This is a genomic window from Pseudarthrobacter sp. SSS035 (genome assembly GCF_023273875.1).
Taxonomy (GTDB): domain Bacteria; phylum Actinomycetota; class Actinomycetes; order Actinomycetales; family Micrococcaceae; genus Arthrobacter.
Window position 1 is genome coordinate 2,161,478 of the sequence record NZ_CP096882.1, and the last position, 22,410, is coordinate 2,183,887.

17 protein-coding genes, 1 tRNA gene and 1 pseudogene are annotated in these 22,410 nt (G+C 65.6%); 5 read left to right on the forward strand and 14 right to left on the reverse strand.

The features are described from left to right. Positions 1 to 254 precede the first annotated feature (254 nt). Positions 255 to 2,894 (forward strand): trehalase-like domain-containing protein, encoded by a 2,640-nt coding sequence (locus MUN23_RS09915; RefSeq protein ID WP_248763627.1) that lies wholly within the window; start codon positions 255 to 257, stop codon positions 2,892 to 2,894. Between the two features lie 61 nt (positions 2,895 to 2,955). On the opposite strand, the gene MUN23_RS09920 is transcribed toward MUN23_RS09915, so the two are convergent. The 3 genes from MUN23_RS09920 to MUN23_RS09930 form a co-directional block, all read right to left on the reverse strand. Next, on the reverse strand, positions 2,956 to 3,882 hold the full coding sequence (locus MUN23_RS09920) for an AEC family transporter (RefSeq protein WP_248763629.1): 927 nt from the start codon (positions 3,880 to 3,882) through the stop codon (positions 2,956 to 2,958). Between the two features lie 51 nt (positions 3,883 to 3,933). Continuing rightward, positions 3,934 to 4,359, reverse strand: coding sequence for an aspartate 1-decarboxylase (gene panD, locus MUN23_RS09925; RefSeq protein ID WP_248763631.1), 426 nt, complete (start codon positions 4,357 to 4,359; stop codon positions 3,934 to 3,936). Between the two features lie 106 nt (positions 4,360 to 4,465). After that, positions 4,466 to 5,392, reverse strand: a complete 927-nt coding sequence (locus tag MUN23_RS09930; RefSeq protein ID WP_248763632.1) for a LysR substrate-binding domain-containing protein — start codon at positions 5,390 to 5,392, stop codon at positions 4,466 to 4,468. A gap of 154 nt (positions 5,393 to 5,546) precedes the next feature. Between MUN23_RS09930 and MUN23_RS09935 the strand changes: the two genes are divergently transcribed. Continuing rightward, positions 5,547 to 7,010, forward strand: coding sequence for an amino acid permease (locus MUN23_RS09935; protein WP_248763634.1), 1,464 nt, complete (start codon positions 5,547 to 5,549; stop codon positions 7,008 to 7,010). Between the two features lie 208 nt (positions 7,011 to 7,218). Further along, positions 7,219 to 10,716, forward strand: coding sequence for a bifunctional proline dehydrogenase/L-glutamate gamma-semialdehyde dehydrogenase (locus MUN23_RS09940; RefSeq protein ID WP_248763636.1), 3,498 nt, complete (start codon positions 7,219 to 7,221; stop codon positions 10,714 to 10,716). Here MUN23_RS09940 and MUN23_RS09945 read toward each other — a convergent pair. The 7 genes and pseudogenes from MUN23_RS09945 to MUN23_RS09975 all read right to left on the reverse strand — a co-directional run. Then, positions 10,713 to 11,270: pseudogene (locus MUN23_RS09945) on the reverse strand (IS630 family transposase); the annotation flags it as partial. The gene MUN23_RS09940 and the pseudogene MUN23_RS09945 overlap by 4 nt on opposite strands. Before the next feature lie 91 nt (positions 11,271 to 11,361). After that, the gene (locus tag MUN23_RS09950) at positions 11,362 to 12,360 is read right to left on the reverse strand and encodes a tyrosine-type recombinase/integrase (RefSeq protein ID WP_248763637.1); all 999 of its coding nucleotides are present in this window, start codon (positions 12,358 to 12,360) and stop codon (positions 11,362 to 11,364) included. Between the two features lies 1 nt (position 12,361). After that, complete coding sequence (locus MUN23_RS09955; protein ID WP_248759918.1) at positions 12,362 to 13,339, reverse strand: tyrosine-type recombinase/integrase; 978 nt, start codon at positions 13,337 to 13,339, stop codon at positions 12,362 to 12,364. Beyond that, positions 13,329 to 14,525 (reverse strand): tyrosine-type recombinase/integrase, encoded by a 1,197-nt coding sequence (locus MUN23_RS09960; protein WP_248759916.1) that lies wholly within the window; start codon positions 14,523 to 14,525, stop codon positions 13,329 to 13,331. Before MUN23_RS09960 ends, MUN23_RS09955 begins: the two co-directional genes overlap by 11 nt. A 108-nt stretch (positions 14,526 to 14,633) precedes the next feature. Further along, the gene (locus tag MUN23_RS09965) at positions 14,634 to 15,224 is read right to left on the reverse strand and encodes an IS630 family transposase (protein ID WP_248763638.1); all 591 of its coding nucleotides are present in this window, start codon (positions 15,222 to 15,224) and stop codon (positions 14,634 to 14,636) included. A gap of 170 nt (positions 15,225 to 15,394) precedes the next feature. Next, positions 15,395 to 15,709 (reverse strand): hypothetical protein, encoded by a 315-nt coding sequence (locus MUN23_RS09970; protein ID WP_248763639.1) that lies wholly within the window; start codon positions 15,707 to 15,709, stop codon positions 15,395 to 15,397. Between the two features lie 156 nt (positions 15,710 to 15,865). Further along, the gene (locus tag MUN23_RS09975; RefSeq protein WP_248763640.1) at positions 15,866 to 16,720 is read right to left on the reverse strand and encodes a LysR substrate-binding domain-containing protein; all 855 of its coding nucleotides are present in this window, start codon (positions 16,718 to 16,720) and stop codon (positions 15,866 to 15,868) included. Positions 16,721 to 16,881: 161 nt separating this feature from the next. Between MUN23_RS09975 and MUN23_RS09980 the strand changes: the two genes are divergently transcribed. Then, positions 16,882 to 18,270: an MFS transporter gene (locus MUN23_RS09980; protein WP_248763641.1), complete on the forward strand. Its 1,389-nt coding sequence runs from the start codon at positions 16,882 to 16,884 to the stop codon at positions 18,268 to 18,270. Positions 18,271 to 18,339: 69 nt separating this feature from the next. Here MUN23_RS09980 and MUN23_RS09985 read toward each other — a convergent pair whose 3' ends face one another. The 3 genes from MUN23_RS09985 to MUN23_RS09995 all read right to left on the reverse strand — a co-directional run bounded on the left by MUN23_RS09985 (position 18,340) and on the right by MUN23_RS09995 (position 19,850). Beyond that, complete coding sequence (locus tag MUN23_RS09985; protein WP_248763642.1) at positions 18,340 to 19,494, reverse strand: N(5)-(carboxyethyl)ornithine synthase; 1,155 nt, start codon at positions 19,492 to 19,494, stop codon at positions 18,340 to 18,342. Then, positions 19,491 to 19,628: a hypothetical protein gene (locus tag MUN23_RS09990; RefSeq protein WP_167349828.1), complete on the reverse strand. Its 138-nt coding sequence runs from the start codon at positions 19,626 to 19,628 to the stop codon at positions 19,491 to 19,493. The genes MUN23_RS09985 and MUN23_RS09990 overlap by 4 nt, the downstream gene beginning before the upstream one ends. Positions 19,629 to 19,776: 148 nt before the next feature. Further along, a tRNA-Gly gene (locus MUN23_RS09995) sits at positions 19,777 to 19,850 on the reverse strand. A gap of 252 nt (positions 19,851 to 20,102) precedes the next feature. On the opposite strand from MUN23_RS09995, the gene MUN23_RS10000 reads away from it, so the two are divergent. Then, the gene (locus MUN23_RS10000; protein WP_248763644.1) at positions 20,103 to 20,546 is read left to right on the forward strand and encodes an SRPBCC family protein; all 444 of its coding nucleotides are present in this window, start codon (positions 20,103 to 20,105) and stop codon (positions 20,544 to 20,546) included. Between the two features lie 34 nt (positions 20,547 to 20,580). Here MUN23_RS10000 and MUN23_RS10005 read toward each other — a convergent pair whose 3' ends face one another. Next, entirely contained in the window at positions 20,581 to 22,284 is a 1,704-nt protein-coding gene (locus MUN23_RS10005) for a CAP domain-containing protein (RefSeq protein WP_371876012.1), read from the reverse strand. Positions 22,285 to 22,410 lie beyond the last annotated feature (126 nt).

Below are 22,410 nucleotides of genomic sequence, written 5' to 3' on the forward strand. Positions count from 1 at the left end.
GCACGACGGCGCCCTGCCGCGGATTTGCGCGGTGGGGCGCCGTCGTCGGGCGTTAAAGCCCGCCCTGCGTGACACGACATGACGCGAGGCTGCGTGACACGACGTGAAGCGACGCCGGCGGCGGCGGGTGGGTCCCGCCGTCGGACTTTACATGGTGGCAATAGCCGGGACATTCAGGCGAAACCACCCGGCGGAAACATGGGATACGGCCCCTCCGGCCTTTCCGGGCCAGGCTCTGCTGAAGGAGTGCACGCATGGCTACGCCGTTGAACCAGAGCGTGGCGGATTCCGCCCTGCTGACCGGATCGCTGCCGCTGGGCCTGCTGCGGACGTTCATCCAGTCGGACCTGGCGGACGAAGGTTTCACCCCCACCCTCCTGGCCGAACTGAAGGTCCTCGCCCGTGTCCCCGGGCTGCTGGTGGCCTGCAACTACGGCGGAACACTGTGCGACGCGGAGGGAATCTCCACCGAGACCCTTCCCCTGGGGAGCGCCGCGATCGCGCTCCGCGCCCTGGCCGCCCTGCCCAACACCCATGCCGCCGTCATCTCGGGGCGCTCGCTGCGTGACCTCGCCGCTGTGTCACGGCTGCCCGCGGAGGTGCATCTCATCGGATCGCACGGCGCGGAGTCGGACATGGCCTTCGCCCACGTCCAGGACCTCGCCACCGAAGCCACTCTCCACAAGGTAGGCATCGCGCTTTCTGAGGCCGTGGGTTTCCAGGAGGGCATCTGGATCGAGCGGAAGCCGGTGGCCGTGTCCGTGCACACCCGGCCGGCCTCGCCGGCTGTGGTGCAGGTGGTGACGGAAACGGCGCGGGAGATGGCCAGGGCCCACGGGCTGTTCTTCATCGTGGACGGTTCGGTCCTGGACCTCTCGGTATTGGAACCGGCCAAGGCAGACGCCCTGGAAAATCTCCGGTCCCGGCTGGGCGCGAGTGCTGCGCTGTACGCCGGGGACGCCCACAGCGACGAACTGGCCATCGCCACGCTCCGCGGCCCGGACCTGGGGTTACGCGTGGGGCCGGGGGAGACCCGTGCTTCCCACCGGCTGCGGGATCCGGAATCCTTCGCCCGCGTCCTTGCCCTCCTGTTCGAGCTGCGGCGGGCCTGGCTTTTCGGCGAGGACGCCGTGGGGCTCGAGCGCCACACGATGATTGGCAACGGATCCTCCACCGCTTTGGTCACGCCGGATGCCAAGGTCTGCTGGATGAGCCACCCGCTCCCGGATTCAGGGTCGCTGTTCGCCCACATCCTGGGCGGCGACGCCGCCGGGCATTTCTCCGTTGAGCCGCTCAAGTCTTCGCAGGTTCTGGGCCAGCGCTACGTGGACAGCACCATGATCGTGGAGACGCGCTGGGCGGACGTGACCGTCACGGACTACCTGGAGCCGGCACCGGCCGGGATCACCAGCCTGGTCCGGGTACTCTCCGGCACCGGCGGCGCCAAGATCGTCTTCGCGCCCCGGCCGGATTACGCCAACGCGCCGTTCAGCATGGAAGCCCGGGGCGATGAACTCCATGTGGTGGGGACCTCCGATCCCATTTTCCTGTTTGCGCCAGGCGTCAGTTTCACCATCACCTCGGACGGCCTCCACGCCACCGCCACCGCTTCGGTCAACCTCCAGGACGGGCCTGTGGTCCTCAACCTGCGCTGCGGCGACACCGAGCCTGCGTTGGCGGACCCCGGCGGGGAGACGGAACGGCGGGCGGGGGTGGCGCTCCACTCCCGCCGCTGGGTGCAGGAACTGGAGCTGCCCTCGGTGAAGCCATCGCTGGTCCGCCGCTCGGCGCTGGTACTCCGGGCACTCGTGCACGAGCCCACGGGTGCCGTGCTGGCCGCGCCCACCACGTCGCTGCCCGAAGGAATCGGCGGCACACGGAACTGGGATTACCGCTACTGCTGGCTGCGGGACGGGTCCATGACGGTGAACGCGCTGGTGGACCTGGGCTCCACGGCCGAGGCGGCCGGTTTCCTGAGCTGGCTGGGCCGGATCCTTGAACATGCGCCGGGCCCGGAATGGCTGCATCCGCTGTACTCGGTGACGGGGGCGCCGCTGTCCACGGAGGCCGTCATCGACAGCCTGCCCGGGTATGCGGGGTCCCGGCCGGTCCGGATCGGCAACGCCGCGGACCACCAGGTCCAGCTGGACGTCTTCGGACCGGTGGCCGAACTGATCCACGGCGTCAGCTCACGGAATGGTGGCCTTGAGGGCGGCCACTGGGACCTGTTGGTGCAGATGGCGGCCGCCGTCCTGGCCCGGTGGCACGAGCCTGACCACGGCATCTGGGAAGCCCGGCGGCCGCCGCGGCACCACGTCTACACCAAGGTGATGTGCTGGGTGACGCTGGACCGCGCACTGCGGACCGCCGACCGGCACGGCAGGACGCCGGATCCGGCGTGGGAACCCACGGCCCGGATCATCCGGGAGGAAGTCCTGCGCGAAGGCTGGGATGACTCGGCCGCGTCCTACACGGTGGCCTACGACAGCCCCGACCTGGATGCAGCCGTCCTCCACATCGGGCTCTCCGGCCTGCTGGATGTCACTGACCAGCGGTTCCTGGACACCGTCACCGCCGTGGAGAGGGAACTGCGGGTGGGCCCCACCGTGTTCCGGTACAGGTACGACGACGGCCTGCCGGGTTTGGAGGGCGGCTTCCACATCTGCACCACCTGGCTGATTGAGGCTTACGTTGCGGTGGGCAGGATCGAGGAGGCCTGGGACTTGTTCGACCAGTTGGTGAACCTTTTTGGGCCCACCGGCCTGCTGCCCGAGGAATACGATCCCAGCACGGAGACGCACCTGGGGAACCACCCTCAGGCCTACTCGCACCTGGGGTTCATCCGCTGCACCCGGATCCTGGACCGGCACAAGCCAGAGGCCAAAAGGACGTAGCCGCGCGCGAACGTACACTTGAGGCCCGGCCGGGAGGGCCCCAACTGTCCGTTCGCGCCGGTCAGTTGAGCAGCAGCGCGACGCCGATCATGGCGGGTACCGCCACCACCGTGGTGATCAGGACGGTGTCCTTGGCCACGGTGAGGCCGGTCTGGTAGCGGCTGGCCGCAACAAAGACGTTCTGCGCCGTGGGGAGGGATGCCACCACCACGGCCGCGAACAGGGCGGGGCCGTCCATACCCAGGGCGAAGCGGGCAAAAACGTACGCGATGGCCGGCTGGACCACCAGTTTGAAGGCACTGGCCAGGAGGGTGTCCACGCGCCTGCCGGCGGCGGCCTGCAACGGCCGGCTGCCGTTCAGGCTCATGCCGAAGGCGATCAGCATGGCCGGAATCGCGGCACCGCCAATGAGGTGGATCGGCTCCAGAAGCAGCGGCGGAACCTCCCAACCGGTCCCCGCCACCAGCAGGCCCAGGCCCGAGCCAACAATCATCGGGTTCCGCAGGATCATCAGAATGAATCCCCAGGGCGTGGTGCGGTGTGAGCTGGTACTGGCGTCCAGGATCATCAGGAAAATCGGAGTGAAGAACGCCAGCTGGAAGATCAGCAGCGGTGCCACGTAACTGGCGTCGCCCAGAACATATACCGCGATGGGAATACCGAGGTTCGCGGAGTTGGCCAGGGAAGCGGCCATCGAGGACATCAGTGCTTCCGGCAAGGCGCGCTTGAGGACGAACTTCACGATGCTGAAGAAGACAAGGGCGGTGCAGACGGCGGACACCGCCGTGACCAGCAGCGGTTCCGCGAAGACTTCCCGCAGCTGCGCCTTGCTGAGCGTCTCGAAGAGGAGTGCAGGGCTGGCCACAAAGAAGGTCAGGCCACTGAGGACCTGGCGGGCGTTGTCGCCCAGGATCCGTTGGCGGCCCACAAACCAGCCCACCATGATGATGAACCAGACAACAAAGAAGCCCTGCAGCACGCCTACCAAGAAAAGCCTCCAAGGCTGCGGCGGCGGGGTCTGCCCGGACTCACGCTCCGGCTACAGGGCGGCGTTGTTCAGGGCGAACGGCGGACGCATCAGGCCGGGCGTGTGGCACTCGGCGGGGTCGTTTCCGATCTGGACAATCTTGTTGTCCTCATCCACATGGATGACCTTCGGGGTGTAGGCATGGGCCTCTTCCGTGGTCATCTGGGCATAGGTGATGAGGATAACGATGTCGTTCTCGTGCATCAGGTGGGCTGCTGCCCCGTTGATGCCGATGACACCGGAGCCGCGCTCGCCGGCGATGGTGTAGGTCTCCAGGCGCGCACCGTTGGTCACGTCCACGATGGCCACGAGCTCGCCAGGAAGGATATCGGCAGCATCCAGCAGGTCCAGGTCAACGGTGACCGATCCTACGTAGTGCAGGTCGGCATGCGTGACGGTGGCCCGGTGGATTTTGGACTTGAACATTGTGCGATTCATAACCCGCCCAGTCTAGCGTCGGCACCCGGATCGCGCTGTGACGCACTAAACATGCCGGCGGAAGCTGTTTCCCCGCCTACCCGCACGTGACCGGGCGATCCGGCACCTAACTGGATGCGCCGCCGTCGTCCGTCCTTGCTACTGAGGTGGCGGTGGCGGCCAGCGTCTCGCGGGCGGCGAGGATGGCCGGCCGCTGCGCGCTGGAGCGGCGCACGGATGTGAACACGGTGCGGTGCGGGTTGCCCGGCAGGTCCAGCAGCTGGGCGGTGGTGCCGCGGCCGGTCCAGACGAGGTCCGGCATCAGCGCCACGGCATTTCCGGACTCGATCAGCCTGATCTGCGCCTGGAGATCGGCAGTTTCGAAGCGCACATCGGGTTCGAACCCGGCACTCCGGCAGGCCTGCTCCGCCCAGTGCCGGGAGGCCGCGCCGCGGGGCTCCATAACCCAGGGCAGCGCGGCAGTATCTTCCAGCGACGTGATGGGCGGCCGGCCGGGAGCGGCGGGCGGAACGGCCAGCCGGATCGCGTCAGTGGTCAGCTTGATGCGGTCCAGCTCCGGGTAACGCGGGGCGGCGTGGCCCGGATACTGTTCGGCGATGACCAGGTCAAAATCGCGCGCCCACGTCTCATGAAGTGCCGTTTCGGGTTCGCGCTGGATCATTTCAATCCGGACCTCCGGGTACTCCGCCGTCATCCGCGAGAGCGTGTCCGGCATCAGCGCCAGGGCCGCGGACTGGAACACCGCGATCCGGACGGTTCCCGTGACAGTGGTCAGCGACGCCGCCAGGTCTGCTTCCGCCTGCTCCATGGTTTCGAGCAGCTGGGCGGTGTGGGCCACCAGGACTTCAGCTTGGGGCGTCAGCTGCACGCGCCGCCCCGTCTTCCGGAGCAGCTCCACGCCCACTTCCTTTTCCAGCAGGGCAAGCTGCTGGGAGACCGACGACGGGCTGTACTGCAGTGCCTCCGCCACCTCCGCCAAGGTGCCCCGGATTTTCAGTTCGCGGAGAAGCCGCAGGCGCCGGACATCGAGCATGGCCACATTCCTTGATGAATCTAATGAATATAGGTTAGAAGTAGTCACTTTATCTAATGCAATTGCGCTTGCATACTGGTGTACCTGAGTTACCCCCGTCACAGCCCCTCGCCGGGGCGCCGCGATGGGGCCGCACCCCACGCAGGAGTTCCTGATGAGCACAAGAGATATGTCCCAGTCGATTATGCGGCGCAAGCCCATCGACGACATCGAAGAAGAAAACAAGCACAGCGGGCTGTTCAAGTCCCTCGGGCTCTGGCAGCTCACCGCCATTGGTGTCGGCGGCATCATCGGCGTCGGAATCTTCTCCCTCGCGGGCCTGGTGGCGGCGGGCAGTGAAGGAAACCCGGGGGTGGGGCCAGCGGTGCTGATCTCGTTCCTTGTCGCTGGTCTCGCATCCGCCGCGGCTGCCCTGTCCTACGCCGAGTTTGCAGGCATGATTCCGCGCGCAGGGTCCGCCTACACCTACGGCTACGTTGCTCTGGGTGAGGTGATTGGATGGTTCATCGGCTGGGACCTGCTGCTCGAATACATTGCCATTGTGGCCGTGGTGGCCATTGGCATTTCGGGGTACTTCGATGCCTTCCTGTCGGGAATCGGCGTTAACATGCCTGTCTGGATGACGTCCACGCCGGATGAGGGCAAGGGCGGCATCGTCAACATTCCCGCCATCGTGGTCTGCCTCCTGGTGACCTGGATCCTGTCCCGCGGCACCAAGGCATTCGGCCGTTTTGAACTCGTAGCCGTGGCCATCAAGGTCATCCTGATCCTGTTCATTATCGGCCTCGGCGTTTTCTACATCGACACCAACAACTACAACCCGTTTATGCCCAGCGGCTTTGGGCCGGTCCTGGCCGGTGCCGCGACCGTCTTCTTCGCGGTGTTCGGGTACGACGCCATGAGTACCGCGGCGGAAGAGGCAACCGACGGCAAGAAGCACATGCCGAAGGCCATCATCCTTTCGCTGATCATCGCCATGCTGCTCTACGTCGCTGCCACCCTCGTCCTGACCGGCATGCAGAACTACAAGGACATCGACCCCAAGGCCGGCTTCGCTTCCGCCTTCACCGGCGTGGGTCTGCCAGTCATCGCCACCATCATTTCGGTCTTCGCTGTCCTGTCCATCCTCACGGTGATGCTGACCTTCCTCCTGGGCGTCACGCGTGTCTGGTTCTCCATGAGCCGCGATGGCCTGCTGCCAGGCTGGTTCGCCAAGACGGACCGGCACGGAACCCCGCAGCGCGTTACCTGGATTGCCGGCGTCGCCTCCGCCCTGCTGGCCGGCGTGTTCCCCATCAAGGCCGTCGCGGACCTCACCAACATTGGCATCCTGGCCGCGTTCGTCGTCGTCTGCTTCGCCGTGATCGTGTTCCGCTACAAGAAGCCGGACGCTCCACGCACCTTCCGCCTGCCGCTGATGCCCGTTATTCCGGCCTTCGGTGTGCTGGCGTCCGCCTTCCTCATGTTCCAGCTGCACTGGGAGACCTGGATGCGCTTCGGCGTCTGGCTGGTTATCGGCCTGGCCATCTACTTCTTCTACGGCCGCAAGCACTCCCTGATGAACCCGGACAGTCCGCGGCACGAGGAGATCGTGGAGATGCACCGCCCCCTCACCTGACCCCCCTTGCACGTTGCCCTATCACTTTTGGTCCCTAAACCCACGTTTTAGGAACCAAACGTGATAGGGCAACTCGTGTTTAGGGGGCGGTCAAAGCATTGGTTTTCCTAACCTGTATTGCTTAGAAAACATCGCTTTATCTTATGTGATTGCAAGCTCATACTGGTGGATAAGACCCCTTCCACACCAAGGAAAGAACGAGCAAACCATGACTCACACTGCAACGGAAGCCACCGGACAGACAGACGTCCCGCAGGCCCGTGCCCTCGCGGCGGACACCATCACCCTGGTGCGCCGCTGGCTGACCGAGGCTTCCAAAGTTCCCGTTGACGCCTCGGCCGAGCAGCTCGCCGGTGTGCTGAAGGACCCGAACGGCCTGGACTTCACCGTTGGCTTCGTGGACGGCGTGGTCCGTCCCGAAGACCTGCATGTGGCTGCCCGCAACCTCGCCGCCCTGGCGCCCAAGGTCCCGGCGTTCTTGCCCTGGTACATGCGCAGCGCCGTCCGCCTCGGCGGCACCATGGCCCCGGTCCTGCCGCAGGTGGTCATCCCGATCGCCCGCCGCGTGCTCCGCGAAATGGTGGGCCACCTGATCGTCGACGCCACCGACGCCAAGCTGGGCCCGGCCATCGCCAAGATCCGCAAGGACGGCATCAAGCTCAACGTGAACCTCCTCGGCGAGGCCGTCCTCGGCGAACACGAGGCTTCCCGCCGGCTCGCGGGGACGCACACGCTCCTGGCCCGCCCGGACGTGGACTACGTCTCCATCAAGGTTTCCTCCACCGTGGCCCCGCACTCAGCCTGGGCTTTCGAGGAGGCCGTGGAGCACGTGGTCGAGAAGCTCACCCCGCTGTTCACCAAGGCCGCGTCCTTCGCGGGCGCTGCGTCAGGCGCTGGCGCGGCGAAGAAGGCCAAGTTCATCAACCTGGACATGGAGGAATACAAGGACCTGGACATGACCATCGCGGTCTTCACCAGGATCCTGGAGAAGCCCGAGTTCAAGAACCTGGAAGCCGGCATCGTGCTGCAGGCCTACCTGCCCGACGCCCTTTCCGCCATGATCCGCCTGCAGGACTGGGCCGCCGAACGCCGCGCCAACGGCGGAGCCGCGATCAAGGTCCGTGTGGTCAAGGGCGCCAACCTGCCCATGGAACACGTGGAATCCTCGCTGCACGACTGGCCGCTGGCCACCTGGCACACCAAACAGGATTCGGACACCAACTACAAGCGCGTCATCAACTACTCGCTGCACCCGGACCGGATCAACAACGTCCGGATCGGCGTGGCCGGCCACAACCTCTTCGACATCGCCTTCGCCTGGCTGCTCGCGAAGCAGCGCGGCGTGGAGTCCGGCATCGAATTCGAGATGCTGCTCGGCATGGCGCAGGGCCAGGCTGAAGCGGTCAAGAAGGACGTCGGCTCGCTGCTGCTGTACACCCCGGTGGTGCACCCGGCCGAGTTCGACGTCGCCATCGCCTACCTGATCCGCCGCCTCGAAGAGGGCGCCAGCCAGGACAACTTCATGTCCGCCGTGTTTGAACTCAGTGAAAACGAAGTGCTGTTCGAGCGCGAGAAGCAGCGCTTCCTCGCCTCCCTGGACACGCTCGACGACGAGGTCCCCCCGGCCAACCGGCAGCAGAACCGCAGCCTCCCGCCGCAGCCCCTGCCGCGTGACACGTTCGCGAACACCGCGGACACCGACCCGTCGCTGCCCGCCAACCGCACCTGGGGCCGGGCCATCCTGGACCGTGTCCCGACCTCCACGCTGGGCAACGCCGCCGTCGACGCCGCCACCATCAGTGACGCGGATACCCTCAACACCGTCATCGCCACCGCCGTCGAGAAGGGCAAGGCCTGGGGCGCCCTGACCGGCGACGAGCGCGCCGAGATCCTGCACCGCGCCGGCGACGTCCTCGAAGCCCGCCGCGCCGACCTCCTGGAGGTCATGGCCAGCGAAACCGGCAAAACCATCGACCAGGGCGATCCCGAGGTCAGCGAAGCCGTGGACTTCGCCCACTACTACGCCGAGTCCGCCCGGCAGCTGGAAAAGGTCGACGGCGCCACGTTCGTCCCAGCCAAACTCACCGTGGTGACCCCGCCGTGGAACTTCCCGGTGGCCATCCCGGCAGGGTCCACCCTCGCGGCACTCGCCGCCGGCTCCGCCGTCGTGATCAAACCCGCGAAGCAGGCCCGCCGCAGCGGTGCCGTGATGATCGAAGCACTCTGGGAAGCCGGTGTCCCGCGCGACGTGCTGACCATGGTCCAGCTCGGAGAGCGTGAACTCGGCCAGCAGCTGATCTCCCACCCGTCCGTGGACCGCGTGATCCTGACCGGCGGCTACGAGACCGCCGAGCTGTTCCGCTCCTTCCGCAAGGACCTGCCGCTGCTGGCCGAGACGAGCGGCAAAAACGCCATCATCGTCACGCCGAGCGCGGATCTGGACCTGGCCGCCAAGGACGTGGCGTACTCCGCGTTCGGCCATGCCGGCCAGAAGTGCTCGGCAGCATCACTGGTGATCCTGGTGGGCTCTGTTGCCAAGTCCAAGCGCTTCCACAACCAGCTCGTCGACGCCGTCACCTCGCTGAAGGTGGGTTACCCGCAGGACCCCACCAGCCAGATGGGCCCCATCATCGAGCCCGCCAACGGCAAGCTCCTGAACGCGCTCACCACCCTGGGCGAAGGCGAAACCTGGGCCGTGGAACCGAAGAAGCTCGACGAAACCGGCCGCCTGTGGAGCCCCGGCGTACGCTACGGCGTCCGCCGCGGATCATACTTCCACCTCACGGAATTCTTCGGACCGGTCCTCGGCGTCATGACCGCTGACACGCTCGAAGAGGCCATCTCCATCCAGAACCAGATCGAATACGGCCTCACCGCCGGCCTGCACTCCCTGAACCCGGACGAGCTCGGCACCTGGCTGGACTCCGTCCAGGCCGGCAACCTCTACGTGAACCGCGGCATCACCGGCGCCATCGTGCAGCGCCAGCCCTTCGGCGGCTGGAAGAAATCCGCCGTCGGCGCCGGAACCAAGGCCGGCGGACCCAACTACCTCGCCGGCCTCGGCGACTGGGTCAGCGCGGACGCGTCAGTCACGCGGGCCGTCACCAACGCGGGCGTGGGCCGCATCCAGAACGCCGCCGCAGGCGAACTGCAGCCGGCTGAGATTGAGTCGCTGCAGCGCTCCCTCGGGTCCGATGCCCTGGCCTGGGCCGACGAGTTCGGCACCGCCAAGGACGTTTCCGGCCTGAGCGCGGAACGGAACATCTTCCGCTACCGCGCGCTGCCGGTCACTGTGCGGCTCTCCGAAGGTGCCCTGCTGGCCCACCTCGTGCGGACCGTCGCGGCCGGTGTCCTGGCCGGCTCAGCACTGACCGTGTCCACCGCCGTCGACCTTCCCGCACAGCTGCGCACCGTGCTCACCGGGCTGGACATTTCGGTCACTGTGGAGTCGGACGCCGGCTGGCTGGCTTCGGCGGCACGCCTCGCGGCGGCGGGCAAACTGTCCGGCGCGCGGATCCGCCTGATCGGCGGCGACGCCACCGCCCTCGCCGAGGCCACGGACGGGCGCCCGGACCTGGCGATCTACGCCCACGCGGTCACGGAGGCCGGACGGGTAGAGCTGCTGCCGTTCCTGCACGAGCAGGCCATCAGCATCACGGCCCACCGCTTCGGCACCCCGAACCACCTTTCCGATGGGCTGATCTAGTGTCCTGCGCCTGAAATTCGGTTCAGAAGTCTTCCGATGGATTCGAGGATCTGTTCTGCTGTTTTGGTCCAGGTGAAGGGTGTGGGGTTGGTGTTCCATTCGCTGACCCACTTGCGGATGTCGGACTCGAGCGCCTGGACGCTGCGGTGATCGCTGCGTCGCAGCAGGTCCTCGGTGACGAAGCCAAAGAACCGCTCGACCTGGTTCAGCCAGGATGAGTAGGTCGGTGTGAAATGCATGTGGAAACGCGGGTGGTTCTGCAGCCATGTCTTCACAACGGGTGTCTTGTGGGTTTGGTAGTTGTCGCAGATCAGATGCACGTCCAGACCCTCGGGGACCTGACTGTCGATCTTGGCCAGGAACTTCCTGAACTCGATGGCCCGGTGTTTGCGGTGCAGGCTGGAGATCACGGACCCGTCCGCGGTGTTCAGTGCCGCGAACAGGGTTGTCGTTCCGTGTCGGACGTAGTCGTGTGTGCGCCTCTCCGGCATGCCGGGCATCATCGGGAAGGCCGGCTGGGACCGGGCCAGCGCTTGGACCTGGGACTTCTCGTCTGATGTGAAGTCATCGGTTATGTGAAGTTTGTCGGTGTTTGGGGTGGTGAGCGGCTTGACGGGCGCCGACTTCTTGGCATAACAGGTGGATTCAGATCGCTTGGCGGAGCCAGGCCAGCAGATCCCGCCGGGCGGTCTGGTCGTAGTTGCTTGTTCCGAGTACCTTCGCGGCGGCTGCTTCGATGGCTTGGCGTTTCATTTCCGGGCTGGCTTTGGCGTAGATCTCGGTGGTGATGACGGAGGCGTGGCCGAGTATGTCGCGGATGTAGATCAGATTGACGCCGTTTTCCAGTAGATGCATGGCCTTCGAATGGCGCAGGACATGGGGCGAAACGGTCGTGGGGACGAGTTCGGGACGGTCGGCGTGCGCGGCCTGGGCGCTTTTGGCGAGTATGTAAGCGGCGCCGGCGCGTCCCAGCCGTTGATTGGCTCTGTTGGCAAACACCGGACCGGAGGGGTCTTGAGGCAGTGTGCCGACGTGCTGGGCAAGGATCACGGCGGCCTGTTGTGTCAGTGGAACGACCCTGGTTTTGCGGCCCTTTCCGGTGAGAGTCGCGCTGGCGGGTTTCTCGAGATGAAGATCGGCATATGACAGATCGCAGGCTTCCTGGACTCTGGCCGCGGTGTCGTAAAGGGTCGTCAGCAGCGCCAGGTCGCGCGGTCCGCGACGTTTGGCGTGCTCCAGCAGCAGCCCGATCGCTTCCAGGGGCAGGTAGTCTATGGCGGGCTCGGGAGCTTGGGCGGCTTTGAGGCTGAAGACTTGTTGGGCCTGTGCGATTTGCTCGGGGGCTTCGGTTTGAACGTATCGGAAGAACGATTTCAACGCCGCCAGGCGCTGGTTGGCGGTGGCGGAGGAGCAGCCCCTGTCGGTGCGCAGCCAATCGAGGAAGGCCGCCACGTTCGGCGTGGTGAAGTCTGTGAAGGAGACCCTGTCCGGCGGGATCGCCAACCGGTCTTCCATGAACCGCAGGAACAGCGTGAACGCGTCCCGATAGGCGGAGATGGTGTTCCTGGAACAGTCCCGGGTGACGGGCAGGTGGACGGTGAGGAACCGGGCCAGCATGTCGGCGAAAGGGCGGGCGGCAGCCATCTCACACCTCCTCGTTGGGGAATACGCCCGCGTAGGCGCCTTCCATGACCTGATCGATGCTGCCCCAGGCTGACGGGTCGAGGCGCAGGTAATACTCCGCTGAGACGATGTCGGCGTGTCCCATATAGGTCGCCAGCAAAGGCAGTGCCGCGTAAACGTCCACCCCGGAGGCCTGCATCTTCCCCAGGCAGGCCACCGCATACGAATGCCTCAGGTCATGAGAACGCGGAGCACGACCCGAGGCGGTAGTGACGTCCGCTTGGAGCATCAACCCCTGAATGTGCGCGGTGACCGAGCCCGGGTTGTAGCGCCCGCCTCGTGGGGAGGGGAAGAACCACGCCCCCCGATCTTCGGGGATAAGGCCGACAGCAACCACGTAGCGGCGGGCGTATGCCGCCAAAGACTCGGACATCGGCACCAACCTGGTCCGGTTGTGCTTCGCTTTGTGGACGGTGATGACGGCATCGGCCAGGTCCACGTCGCCGATCCGCAGAGACAGCGTCTCGCCGATCCGCAGCCCGCAGCACCACAGCAAGCGGACAACCATCGCGTAGACCGGCTGGGTTTGCGGTCCGCACCGCGATGCGGGACGAGCGTCGGCGCAGGCGATGATCCGGGCCATCTCGTCAGCCGTAATGATCCGGGGAATGAACGCGCTGGATTGGCGCGGCCGCACTCGGTCCGGCAGCACCCATGCCTCGATTCCCTTCCACCGGAGGAACAAGGCGAACTGACGGACGATACCGCGCCGGCCCGCGATCGACCCAGTGGACTCTCCATCGCCCGGCCGGACGAAGACCTCGACCGCGTCCCTGGTCAGCACCCGCTCGTCTCCGTCTTGCCCGGCGAGGAATCTCGACAGGCGCCTGACGAGGTAGAGGCGGCTTTTCGGATAGACGTAGCCCAGGTTCCTCTTGTACTCGACGAACTCGCTGAACAACTCTGGGAACGCCCCGTCGGGAATGATCTCAACGGCCATTGGGCACCTCCAACGCCAACGGGCGAAGGTCGGCGACGTTGACCCTGAGATATCTGCGAGTGGTGTTCGCATTGGCATGGCCCAGCACAGCGCCGATCACCGGATAAGGTGTCCCAGCCTCGAGCATCCCGACCGCGACAGAATGCCGCAATGAGTGCAGGCCGCGGTGCCTGCCAGCTGTCTCGACCCCAGCACGGTCGAAGCACCCGGCAACCACCTGGTGAAAGTGGTTGCCCGCCGTGGGCGGTTGGTGCGGGGCTCTTTGGCGCACCAGCAGGTGCGGATCCTCGACCTGCCGGCGCTCGTTCTTCCAGTAGTCGATGATCGCCAGCGCGCATTCCTCCGGAAGTGGCAGGTCGAGCCGCTGGCCGCTCTTATGCTGGATCAAGGACAGCCGCCGGTTCGCCCAGTCGATCTGGTCGAACCGCAGTCCCTTGATGTCTCCCGATCGCATCCCCAGCAGCGAGGCGAGCAGCATCACCACCCTGTCCCGCAGCGGTGACTCGGACGCGCTCCCGGCCTCCGCCAAGGCCCCGGCGACCTCGCCCCGCCGGTAGACCGAAGGCAGGACCGCGTCCTTGTCGGTGACGATCACCGGGAACATGGAGCCCAGGGCAGGATCGGCGCCGTGCTGTCGCACCGCGAACCGCAGATACTCGCGCAGGAAATACAGCTGGCCCGCGCGACTGAAGGCGGCCATCGGCGCCAGCGAGCGGACGTAGGCGGACACGTCCAGGACGCTGAGCGCCGCCACCTCCGGCACCCCCAAATCCGCCAGGAACGCCAAGAACCGGCGCAGCATCCCGGTCTTGCCGCGGATGGTCGCCTCGGCCAGCCCGCATCCCGCCAACTGCGCGGCATACACCTCGAACTCCGCCGTGAACACCTCGGGCACCGGGATCTTCCCACGCCCGGCCCGCAACGCAAACCGGCCCGTCTCTGCCACATCGAACAAGCAGCCCACCGCCCGGCGGCAGAACACCTGCCACTGCTCAACGCCATCCGCGCCGGCAGCCACGCAGAACCGAGCAGCGGCCTCCCGATCCGGATGTCGAATCCCGCTTTCGGCGCAGTACTCCCCGAACTGATTCCACACCCGCTGGTAGCTGGCGCGAGAGCCAGGCGAGTAGCCGGCCTGCACCATGAACGCGGCCGCTTGGGCCGTCAACTCGCTAACGTCAGACATCAACGATCAACCTCCTTGATTGAATACCATGACCAATCAAGGAGACCTCGGTTATGCGAAGAAGTCGGCGCCCGTCAAGCCGCTCACCACCTCAAACACCGACAAACTTCACATAACCGATGACTTCACATCAGACGAGTTATGCGAAGCTTCGCATAACTCATCCACGGATAGCACCACCGCGGATTCGGGCGGGTTGAGGTAGAGTCCCACGACGTCATAGACCTTCTCCACGAAGAGGGGGTCGTTGGAGAGCTTGAACCCGTCGGCGCGGTGGGGTTTGAGTTCGAACGCCTTCCAGATCCGCCCAATCGTTGACTTCGACAGCCCCGACCGCTCTGCCATCTTCGCCCGTGACCAGTGCGTGGCGTTCTTCGGCGTCGATTCCAGCGTCGCCACCACGACATCCTCGACCTGATCGCTGGTGATGCTGGCAGGACGGCCGGGCCTGGGATCATCAACCAGCCCGTCCAGCCGGCGCTCCAGGAAGCGGCGCCGCCACTTCGCCACGGTATGAGGTTCCACTCCGCACCGGGCGCCCACCTCCACGTTGCTCAGTCCCTCGGCGCTGCCCAGCACGATCTTCGATCGCGTGGCCAGCGCCTGTGCCGATTTCGCTCTGCGGGCCCACCGGGACAGCGTTTCCCGCTCTTCATCCGACAGTTCCAGAGGGGCCTTCGGCCGTCCAACGTTCGCCATACCCCATTCTATAATTACGAAGCGAATTTCAGGCGCACGACACTAGGCGGGCCGAAACCCCCAGCAAACACAAAAAGGCCCGGTGGCCGCCTTCGGGCGGTTGCCGGGCCTTCGCTGTTGAATTGAGTAGTCAGGTGGCTGCGCGATGCGAGCCTGGAGACCGTAGGTAATCAGCCCAGATACCAGCCTGGGGGAGTCCACGATGCCGGAACATTGTGGGCGGAGAAATCTTCGCAACGGGTGCAGGTGTAGGCGACTTCGCCCAGTGTCCTGACCGCCCCGTCACGCCGGTAAACCGGTGGAATGTAGGACTCGAGATAGATGAATTCATCCGTGCCACATTTGTCGCACGTGGGCTTGCCGACGTACTCGGCGGCCCGCGAAATACCGGCGTTGTGGCTGGAATGATGCGTGACCAGCGGCCGTGCGGTGCTATGTCGCTGGGTATATACAGTGTGTAAATGGGTGTTCTCGGCTGTCGTCATTGGCTGCCTATCCCGAGTGCGGCCGCATCATGGGCTGCATGGCGCACTCGTAGTGTTGAACCGGCCACTGCTTGACCCATGGATATTCCAGCATAGGCGAGGCGGGCTTTTACTTCAATGGTTCGTTTCCAGCCCTGATTCCTGCGGCAAATTCGGTCAAACCGACTTCTTGAGCGTCCGCCCGACGATGGTCTGGGTCAGCGCATCGATCACTTCGGCGTTGGCCAGCGGGTTCCGGATCAGGGTGAAATCCACATCGCCCACTGGAGGCAGGTCGAACCGGCGGGTGATGATCTTGAGGTCTTCGGGAACCAGCGACGTCGGCATCACAGCCACGCCGATGCCTGCCCGGAGTGCCGCCAGGACACCACTGATCTGCCGGGTAGTGCATGTGATCCGCCAGGTCCGGCCGCTTGATTCCAGTGCATCGATGGCCAGCTTCCGGCTGAGGCTGGGGGAGGGGTAGGAGATCAGCGGTACGGGATGCCCGGGCTCCAGTGACGTCTGTTCCAGCCCCACCCAGGAAAAGGTGTCGTGCTGGACCACGGTGCCGTCCTTGACGCCAGCCACCCACTTCACAAACACCAGGTCCAGCTGGCCGGCATTGAGTTTCTTATACAGCTGGTCGCTCTGGCCAACGGTGAGCTCCAGGTTGATCTGTGGATAGACCTGGCGGAACTCCCGAAGGATCCGGGGGAGGCCGGTGATGGCCAGGTCGTCCGCCGTGCCGAACCGCAGCCGGCCCCGCATGGCCGAGCCGGAGAAGTAACGTGTGGCGGCATCGTGGGCCGAAAGGATGGTGCGGGCGAAGCCGGCCATCGCGTCGCCGTTGTCCGTGAGCCGGACATCGCGGGTGTCCCTGCTGATGAGGATGCGCTTCGCCGCCGTCTCCAGCTTGCGGACATGCTGGCTGACGGTGGGCTGCGCCAGGCCCAGGCGCTCCGCGGCCTTGGTGGAGCTGAGCGTCTCGGCTACGGCCAGGAAGGAACGGAGCTGGGTGGGTTCGTACACAGTGGACTCCTTTGGCTGCGGGCTGACTGTCCACCCACGTCAGAGTGGGCGTTATTACGCTTTGTAATGGTAGTTATAGACGAGATAGGGCTACATAATCACCAGGAACCAGCCTAGCGTGGGAAGCATCCCAGTCCGCCCGCTTCCCTGAGGACATCCCTGTGGCACCCCCACCGCCAACGTCGGCAACCGTCAGCCAGCCCGTCATCGACTCCGCCTCCGCGTCCGCTACCGCCGCTTCCGCCCAGACCCAACCCATCGCCGTCGTCAGTGAACACCTTCCCTGGCGGCACACGTTTATCTCCCTGAAAGTCCACAATTTCCGCATCTTCGCGATCGGGCACTTTGTCGCCGTCGTCGCCCTCTGGATGCAGCGGATCGCCCAGGACTGGCTGGTGCTGGAACTGTCCGGTTCCGTCACCGCCGTGGGCATCACCGTAGCGCTGCAGTTCATGCCGTCGCTGCTGTTGGGGCCGTGGGGCGGCATGATGGCGGACCGGTTTGCCAAGCGCCGGATCCTCATCCTGTGCCAGAGCCTGGCCGCGGTCCTCGCCGCAGCGCTCGCCGTGCTTGCCCTGACCGGCGCCATCGAAGTGTGGCACGTGTACGTCATCGCGCTCCTGCTGGGCCTGGTCACGGTGCTGGATCAGCCCGCGCGCCAGGTGTTCGTCAACGAGCTGGTGGGCCCCAAGTACCTCCGGAACGCCATCAGCGTCAACTCCACCACGTTCCAGCTGGGTGGCCTGATCGGTCCGGCACTGGCGGGGCTGTTGCTCACCGCCGTCGGCGCCGGCTGGGCCTTCGCCGCGAATGCGCTGGCGTGCTGCTCCACGGTGGCCGTGCTGCTGCTCCTGCGCAAGGACCAGCTGTTCGTCAGCACCCCCGCGCCCAAGAAGAAGGGCATGCTGCGGGAAGGACTGCAGTATGCGCTCAGCAAGCCCACCATCTACTGGCCGTGGCTGATGGCCGGCTTCATCTCCGTCTTCGCCATGAGCCTGCCCGTCCTGCTCGCGGCGTTCGCGGACCACGTGTTCGACGTCGGCGCCGGCGGCTATGGCCTGCTGAACGCCCTGGTGGCACTGGGGGCGTTGGCCGGTGCTGTCGCGTCCACGCGGCGCCGCCAGCTGCGGCTCCGCTCCGTGGTGTTCTGTGCCGGAATGTACGGCCTGATGCTGTGCCTGGCCGCCCTGGCGCCGTCCTTGGTGTGGTTCAGTGTGGTGATGGTCCTGTCCGGATTCTGGTGCCTGATGTTCCTCACCGGCTCCAACCAGCTGGTCCAGATCAGCTCCAACATGGGCATCCGGGGCCGGGTCATGAGCCTGTACATCATGGTGCTGATCGGCGGCCAGGCCATCGGCGGGCCCATGCTCGGGTGGATCGCCGAGCACGTGGACCCGCACGTGGCACTGATGGTGTCCGGCGGGGTGCCGGCGCTCGCCGCGGTGACTGTCGCCGTCGTCCTGGCCCGAAAAGGCGCGCTGGCGCTCAGGGTGGACCTCAAGGACCGCCGCCACCCGCTGCGGATCGTCCGCCGGGTGGCCCCGGCGTAAAGGACCACTGCGGGAAAGGCTGCAGGCTTTGGGCCGCGGCGTCTACGCCGCGGCCCAAAGCGGCAGAGCCTATGCCGGCAGGTGCGGGTACTCGGCCTCGCGCCGCTGGAACTCCAGCACGTCCTTGTTGAGGACCACGCCTTCGCGGATTTCGATGGCGCGGGAAATGGTTTCGTTCCCGTCCCACTCCGCGGGGCCGCCGATGACCGTCTCAAGGAAGGGCAGCAGGGCCTGGCTGATCTCCCAGCTGGAGGAATTCCAGAGGTAGGACGGGCTGTGGTCCACCGCGTAATAGTTGATGTGGTCGCCGATCGTAAACATCGGTTCTGCGAACGTGGTGGACCGCGCCCAGCTGAAGCCCATTCCCTCGTCGCACGAAACGTCCACGATCAGGCTGCCCGGGCTGAACGCCGCGAGGTCCTCAGTCCGCAAATACGTCAGCGGATTGTTCGGGTCCTGCAGCGTGCAGTTGACCACGATGTCGCTCTCGGCCAGGAACGGCGCCAGCGGAACCCGGCCCCGCTCGGTGATGACCTGGCTCAGGAAGGGGGCCTTGTCGTCGTGATCAAACTGGACGATGTTGACCGAGTGGATCGGGGCGCCAACGGCCGCAACTCCGCGGTTGGTCAGCACCTGCACGTCGTGGATCCCATGCGCGTTCAGCGCGGTCACGGCGCCGCGGGCAGTCGCGCCGAAGCCGATCACCACGGCACTGAGCCGGCGGCCGTAGTCACCCGTGGAGCCGGTGAGCGAGAGCGCATGAAGCACCGAGCAGTAGCCGGCCAGCTCGTTGTTCTTGTGGAACACGTGAAGCCCAAAACCGCCGTCGCTCGCCCAGTGGTTCATCGCTTCGAAGGCGATGAGCGTGAGCTTCTTGTCGATGGCCAGCTGGGTGATGGCGCGGTCCTGGACACAATGCGGCCAGCCCCAGAGGATCTGGCCGTCGCGCAGTTCCTCGAGGTCCTCCGGCTGTGGCTTGGGCAAGAGTACGACGTCGGCCTCCGCCAGCAGCGCTTCCTTGGTGGCCATTTTGCCCACGAGGGTTGAGAGTTGGTCATCCGAGACGCCGAAACGCTCACCATAGCCCTGCTCCAGGATGATGCGCTGGCGCAGTTCCGGAGCGATCCGCTCGAAATGCAGGGGGTGGATGGGGAGGCGGCGTTCGTCCGGTTTCCGGGTGGACGCCAGGACGCCGAGGGTCAGGTGGCTCTGTTGGCCACTCACTTCTTTTTTGCGGCCTTGGACGTGATGTCCAGGGAGGTGGCAGGCGCTCCGGCGGCCCGCTTGTCGGCGCGCTTTTCCTTGATGGACTTGCCGGCTTTTTTGGATGCTGCTTGACGCGGGGACTTGTCAGCCATGATTGCTCCTGTAGCGGAACCGAAGAGGTTCCTGACTTCTGACGATACACGGCTGGGCCTAACGGCCCCCGGGTGATGGCCGTATGGAGTGGGAGTCGCCGCGCCGGCGCGCCATCTGCTGTGGAGCGAAAACGGTGGTGGGAAACATTGGAGCGGCTGACGGGAATCGGACCCGCGTATCAAGCTTGGGAAGCTAGCGCTCTACCATTGAGCTACAGCCGCATCGCCCCGTTTTGAGCGGGGCAGAACTTAGCTTAGCGCAGATGCGTTCACGCGCCAGCAACCGTGACCAAGCACTGGACCCGTGTCCGCCGGGATGGCCGCTACCGGCCGCGTCATCCAGTAACTCTTCAATAACGGCGCCGTCGGTGGCTAGGTCCGGGGCGGGCAGAGTGGCTACTCTGAACCCGTTAGCTGCAGTGTCATGGGGGTGGGGCGGGCTACCACCTGACCAGCCGCTAACTAAGGACTCCCATGGTATTTGCAGAGCACGAGGTGCTTATCCGGTGCGACGCAATGACCGTGTACGCGTTCCTGGTGGACGGAATGAACCTTCCCCTATGGCGCAAGGGCATCCGCAGCATCGGCTTGATGTCCGGTGCCGCCGGAACCAAGGGCGCCGTGTACCGGCAGACGACCACGGGCCGGTCAGGACGGACCATCCCCGCCGACTTTGAAATTACGCAGGCCAGGCCGGGCGCCGAGATCCAGTTCCGTGTGATCTCGGGACCGTCGCAGCCCACCGGCGGGTACTACCTCAGCACCGAACCGGCCGGCACCCGCGTCAGGTTCGCACTCGAGTACCAGCCCAAAGGCCTCCTGGGCCTGATGAACACCGGCATCCAGCGCACCATCAAGGCCGAAGTGTCCCAGCTCGCGCGGCTCAAGGACGTCCTGGAAGTGCGGACGGCCGCCTAAGTTTCGCGGCAAAGACTCCCTTGGCGGACGCCCGCTACTGGGCAAGCCGTTGGCCCGCCCAGCTGCCGGTAATGTTCGACGGCGACGCAAGGCTTCCGCTGCTCAGGTCCCAGTACTGCACCACATCGTTGGCCCGGCGGAGTGCCACTCCCGTGGAGTTCAGGGCCGTGACATCACGGAGTGGACGGATCCCGGTGACATCAGTCCAGTCGACGGTGAGCCGGGCCTCGACGCGTGGCGCCGGAGTGCCGGCTCCGCGGTAAAGCTGCACACCACCGTCGAACCTAATCGCCAGGAGATCCTGGAAACCGTCGGCGTCATAATCCACCATGCTCAGCTTCCTGGCCGCTAAGCCGCTGGCCACGGTGGTGCGGGCGGAGAGATCCCCAAGACCCTTGTTTGGGTAGAGGTAGAGGTTGCCGGCAGTATCCAGGGCGACCAGCTGGGGGAGCCGGTTGTTGGCGCACCAGCCGCCGACGGCCAGCGTCAGGGTTTCCCAGCCGCCACTGCCCAGGGTGACCGACGCCTGGAACCCGCCGGTGGCGATACCTCGGTGCAGGGTCAGGTCGCCGTTTGTCCACTGGGTCAGGAGGTCATAGGCGCCGTCGCGGTCCCAGTCCGTGGTGAACACTTCCTTGGCCGTTCCGAAATCGGAGCCGATGACCTTGGCAGCACCAAAGGTCCTGTTCCCTGTGGAGGGGCGGTTGATGAGCTGGCCCGAGGCGTTGATGGTCACCAGATCAGCGGCACTGTTGATCGCCGCGCTGCTCAAATCCAGGGTGGGCGGCATGTGTTTGACGGCCGGGTCGCACATGGTCGGCGGCGGAGGTGGGAAGGCGCCTCCGCCCCCGGGCGACGTGACGGTGCCGGCGGGCAGGGTGGTGTAGCCGAAGAAGTTCACCACGCCCCAGATGGTGAACAGATTGTTCGTGTAGGAGATCCCGGCGCCCATGACGTTGAAGCGCGGGTCAAGCAGCATGGCGTTGTGGCCCTCGGACTTTTTCCACCACTCCACCAGCTGCGCCGCGTCGCGGTCTGTGCGGATGGCGATGACCTCACCGCCACTGTTGGGGTTCAGGGCGCGGGGGTCGGTCCAGAAGCTGGCGCGGTGCTCAATGACGTCCCGGGACGCGATGCTGTTGGACCATTCCTGCGCCATGCTCGCCACAGTGGGGTGGTACTTGACCGGGGCCAGGTCCTTGGACACCCGGTACTTGTTGATTTCGTTGAAAACCGTGAGGATGGCGGCCGTGTTGCTGTCCGGCACCAGGGCCTCGGTGCCAAGGGATTCGGTAGTGAGGGATTCGGTTGCCGAGGCTGGCGGGGCTGGGGCCGCGGTTTTGTTGTGGGCCAGTTCGGATTCGGGGGCCCAGAGAGGTGGCAGGGAGGGCGGCTCGGGCGCAATTGGTTCGGACGTGGTGGTCTCGGGTGCAGCAACCGTCGCCGCCGGCGGCGCCCCTGCGGTGCCTGGCGTGCCTTCTTCCCCGGCGGGCGATGCCGGTGTGATCACCGGTTCCACGGCTGGGGCGAGTGGAGAACCGGTGCCGGTCTCAACGTCGGGTGCGCCGCCGTCGTCCGCTGTTCCCGACGGTCCCAACGTCACCGTGCGCGGCCCCAAGGCACCGGCCTGGACGGACGGCGCATTCTCCGGCGGGCCGGAATACATGCCGGCGGCCGGGGATACGAGTGCGAGCGCGCACAACATAGCCACAGCGGCGGGCGCCGCGAATTTTTTCAAAACCAACCCCAGATCAGTTTCAGTTGTACCAACCGGGAGACCCTCCGGCGGCTGACATGCTGAGGCAACATTAGCCCCACTAAGCGACAGCAACAACGAAAAACTGTGGGCTGTGGATAATGCGGT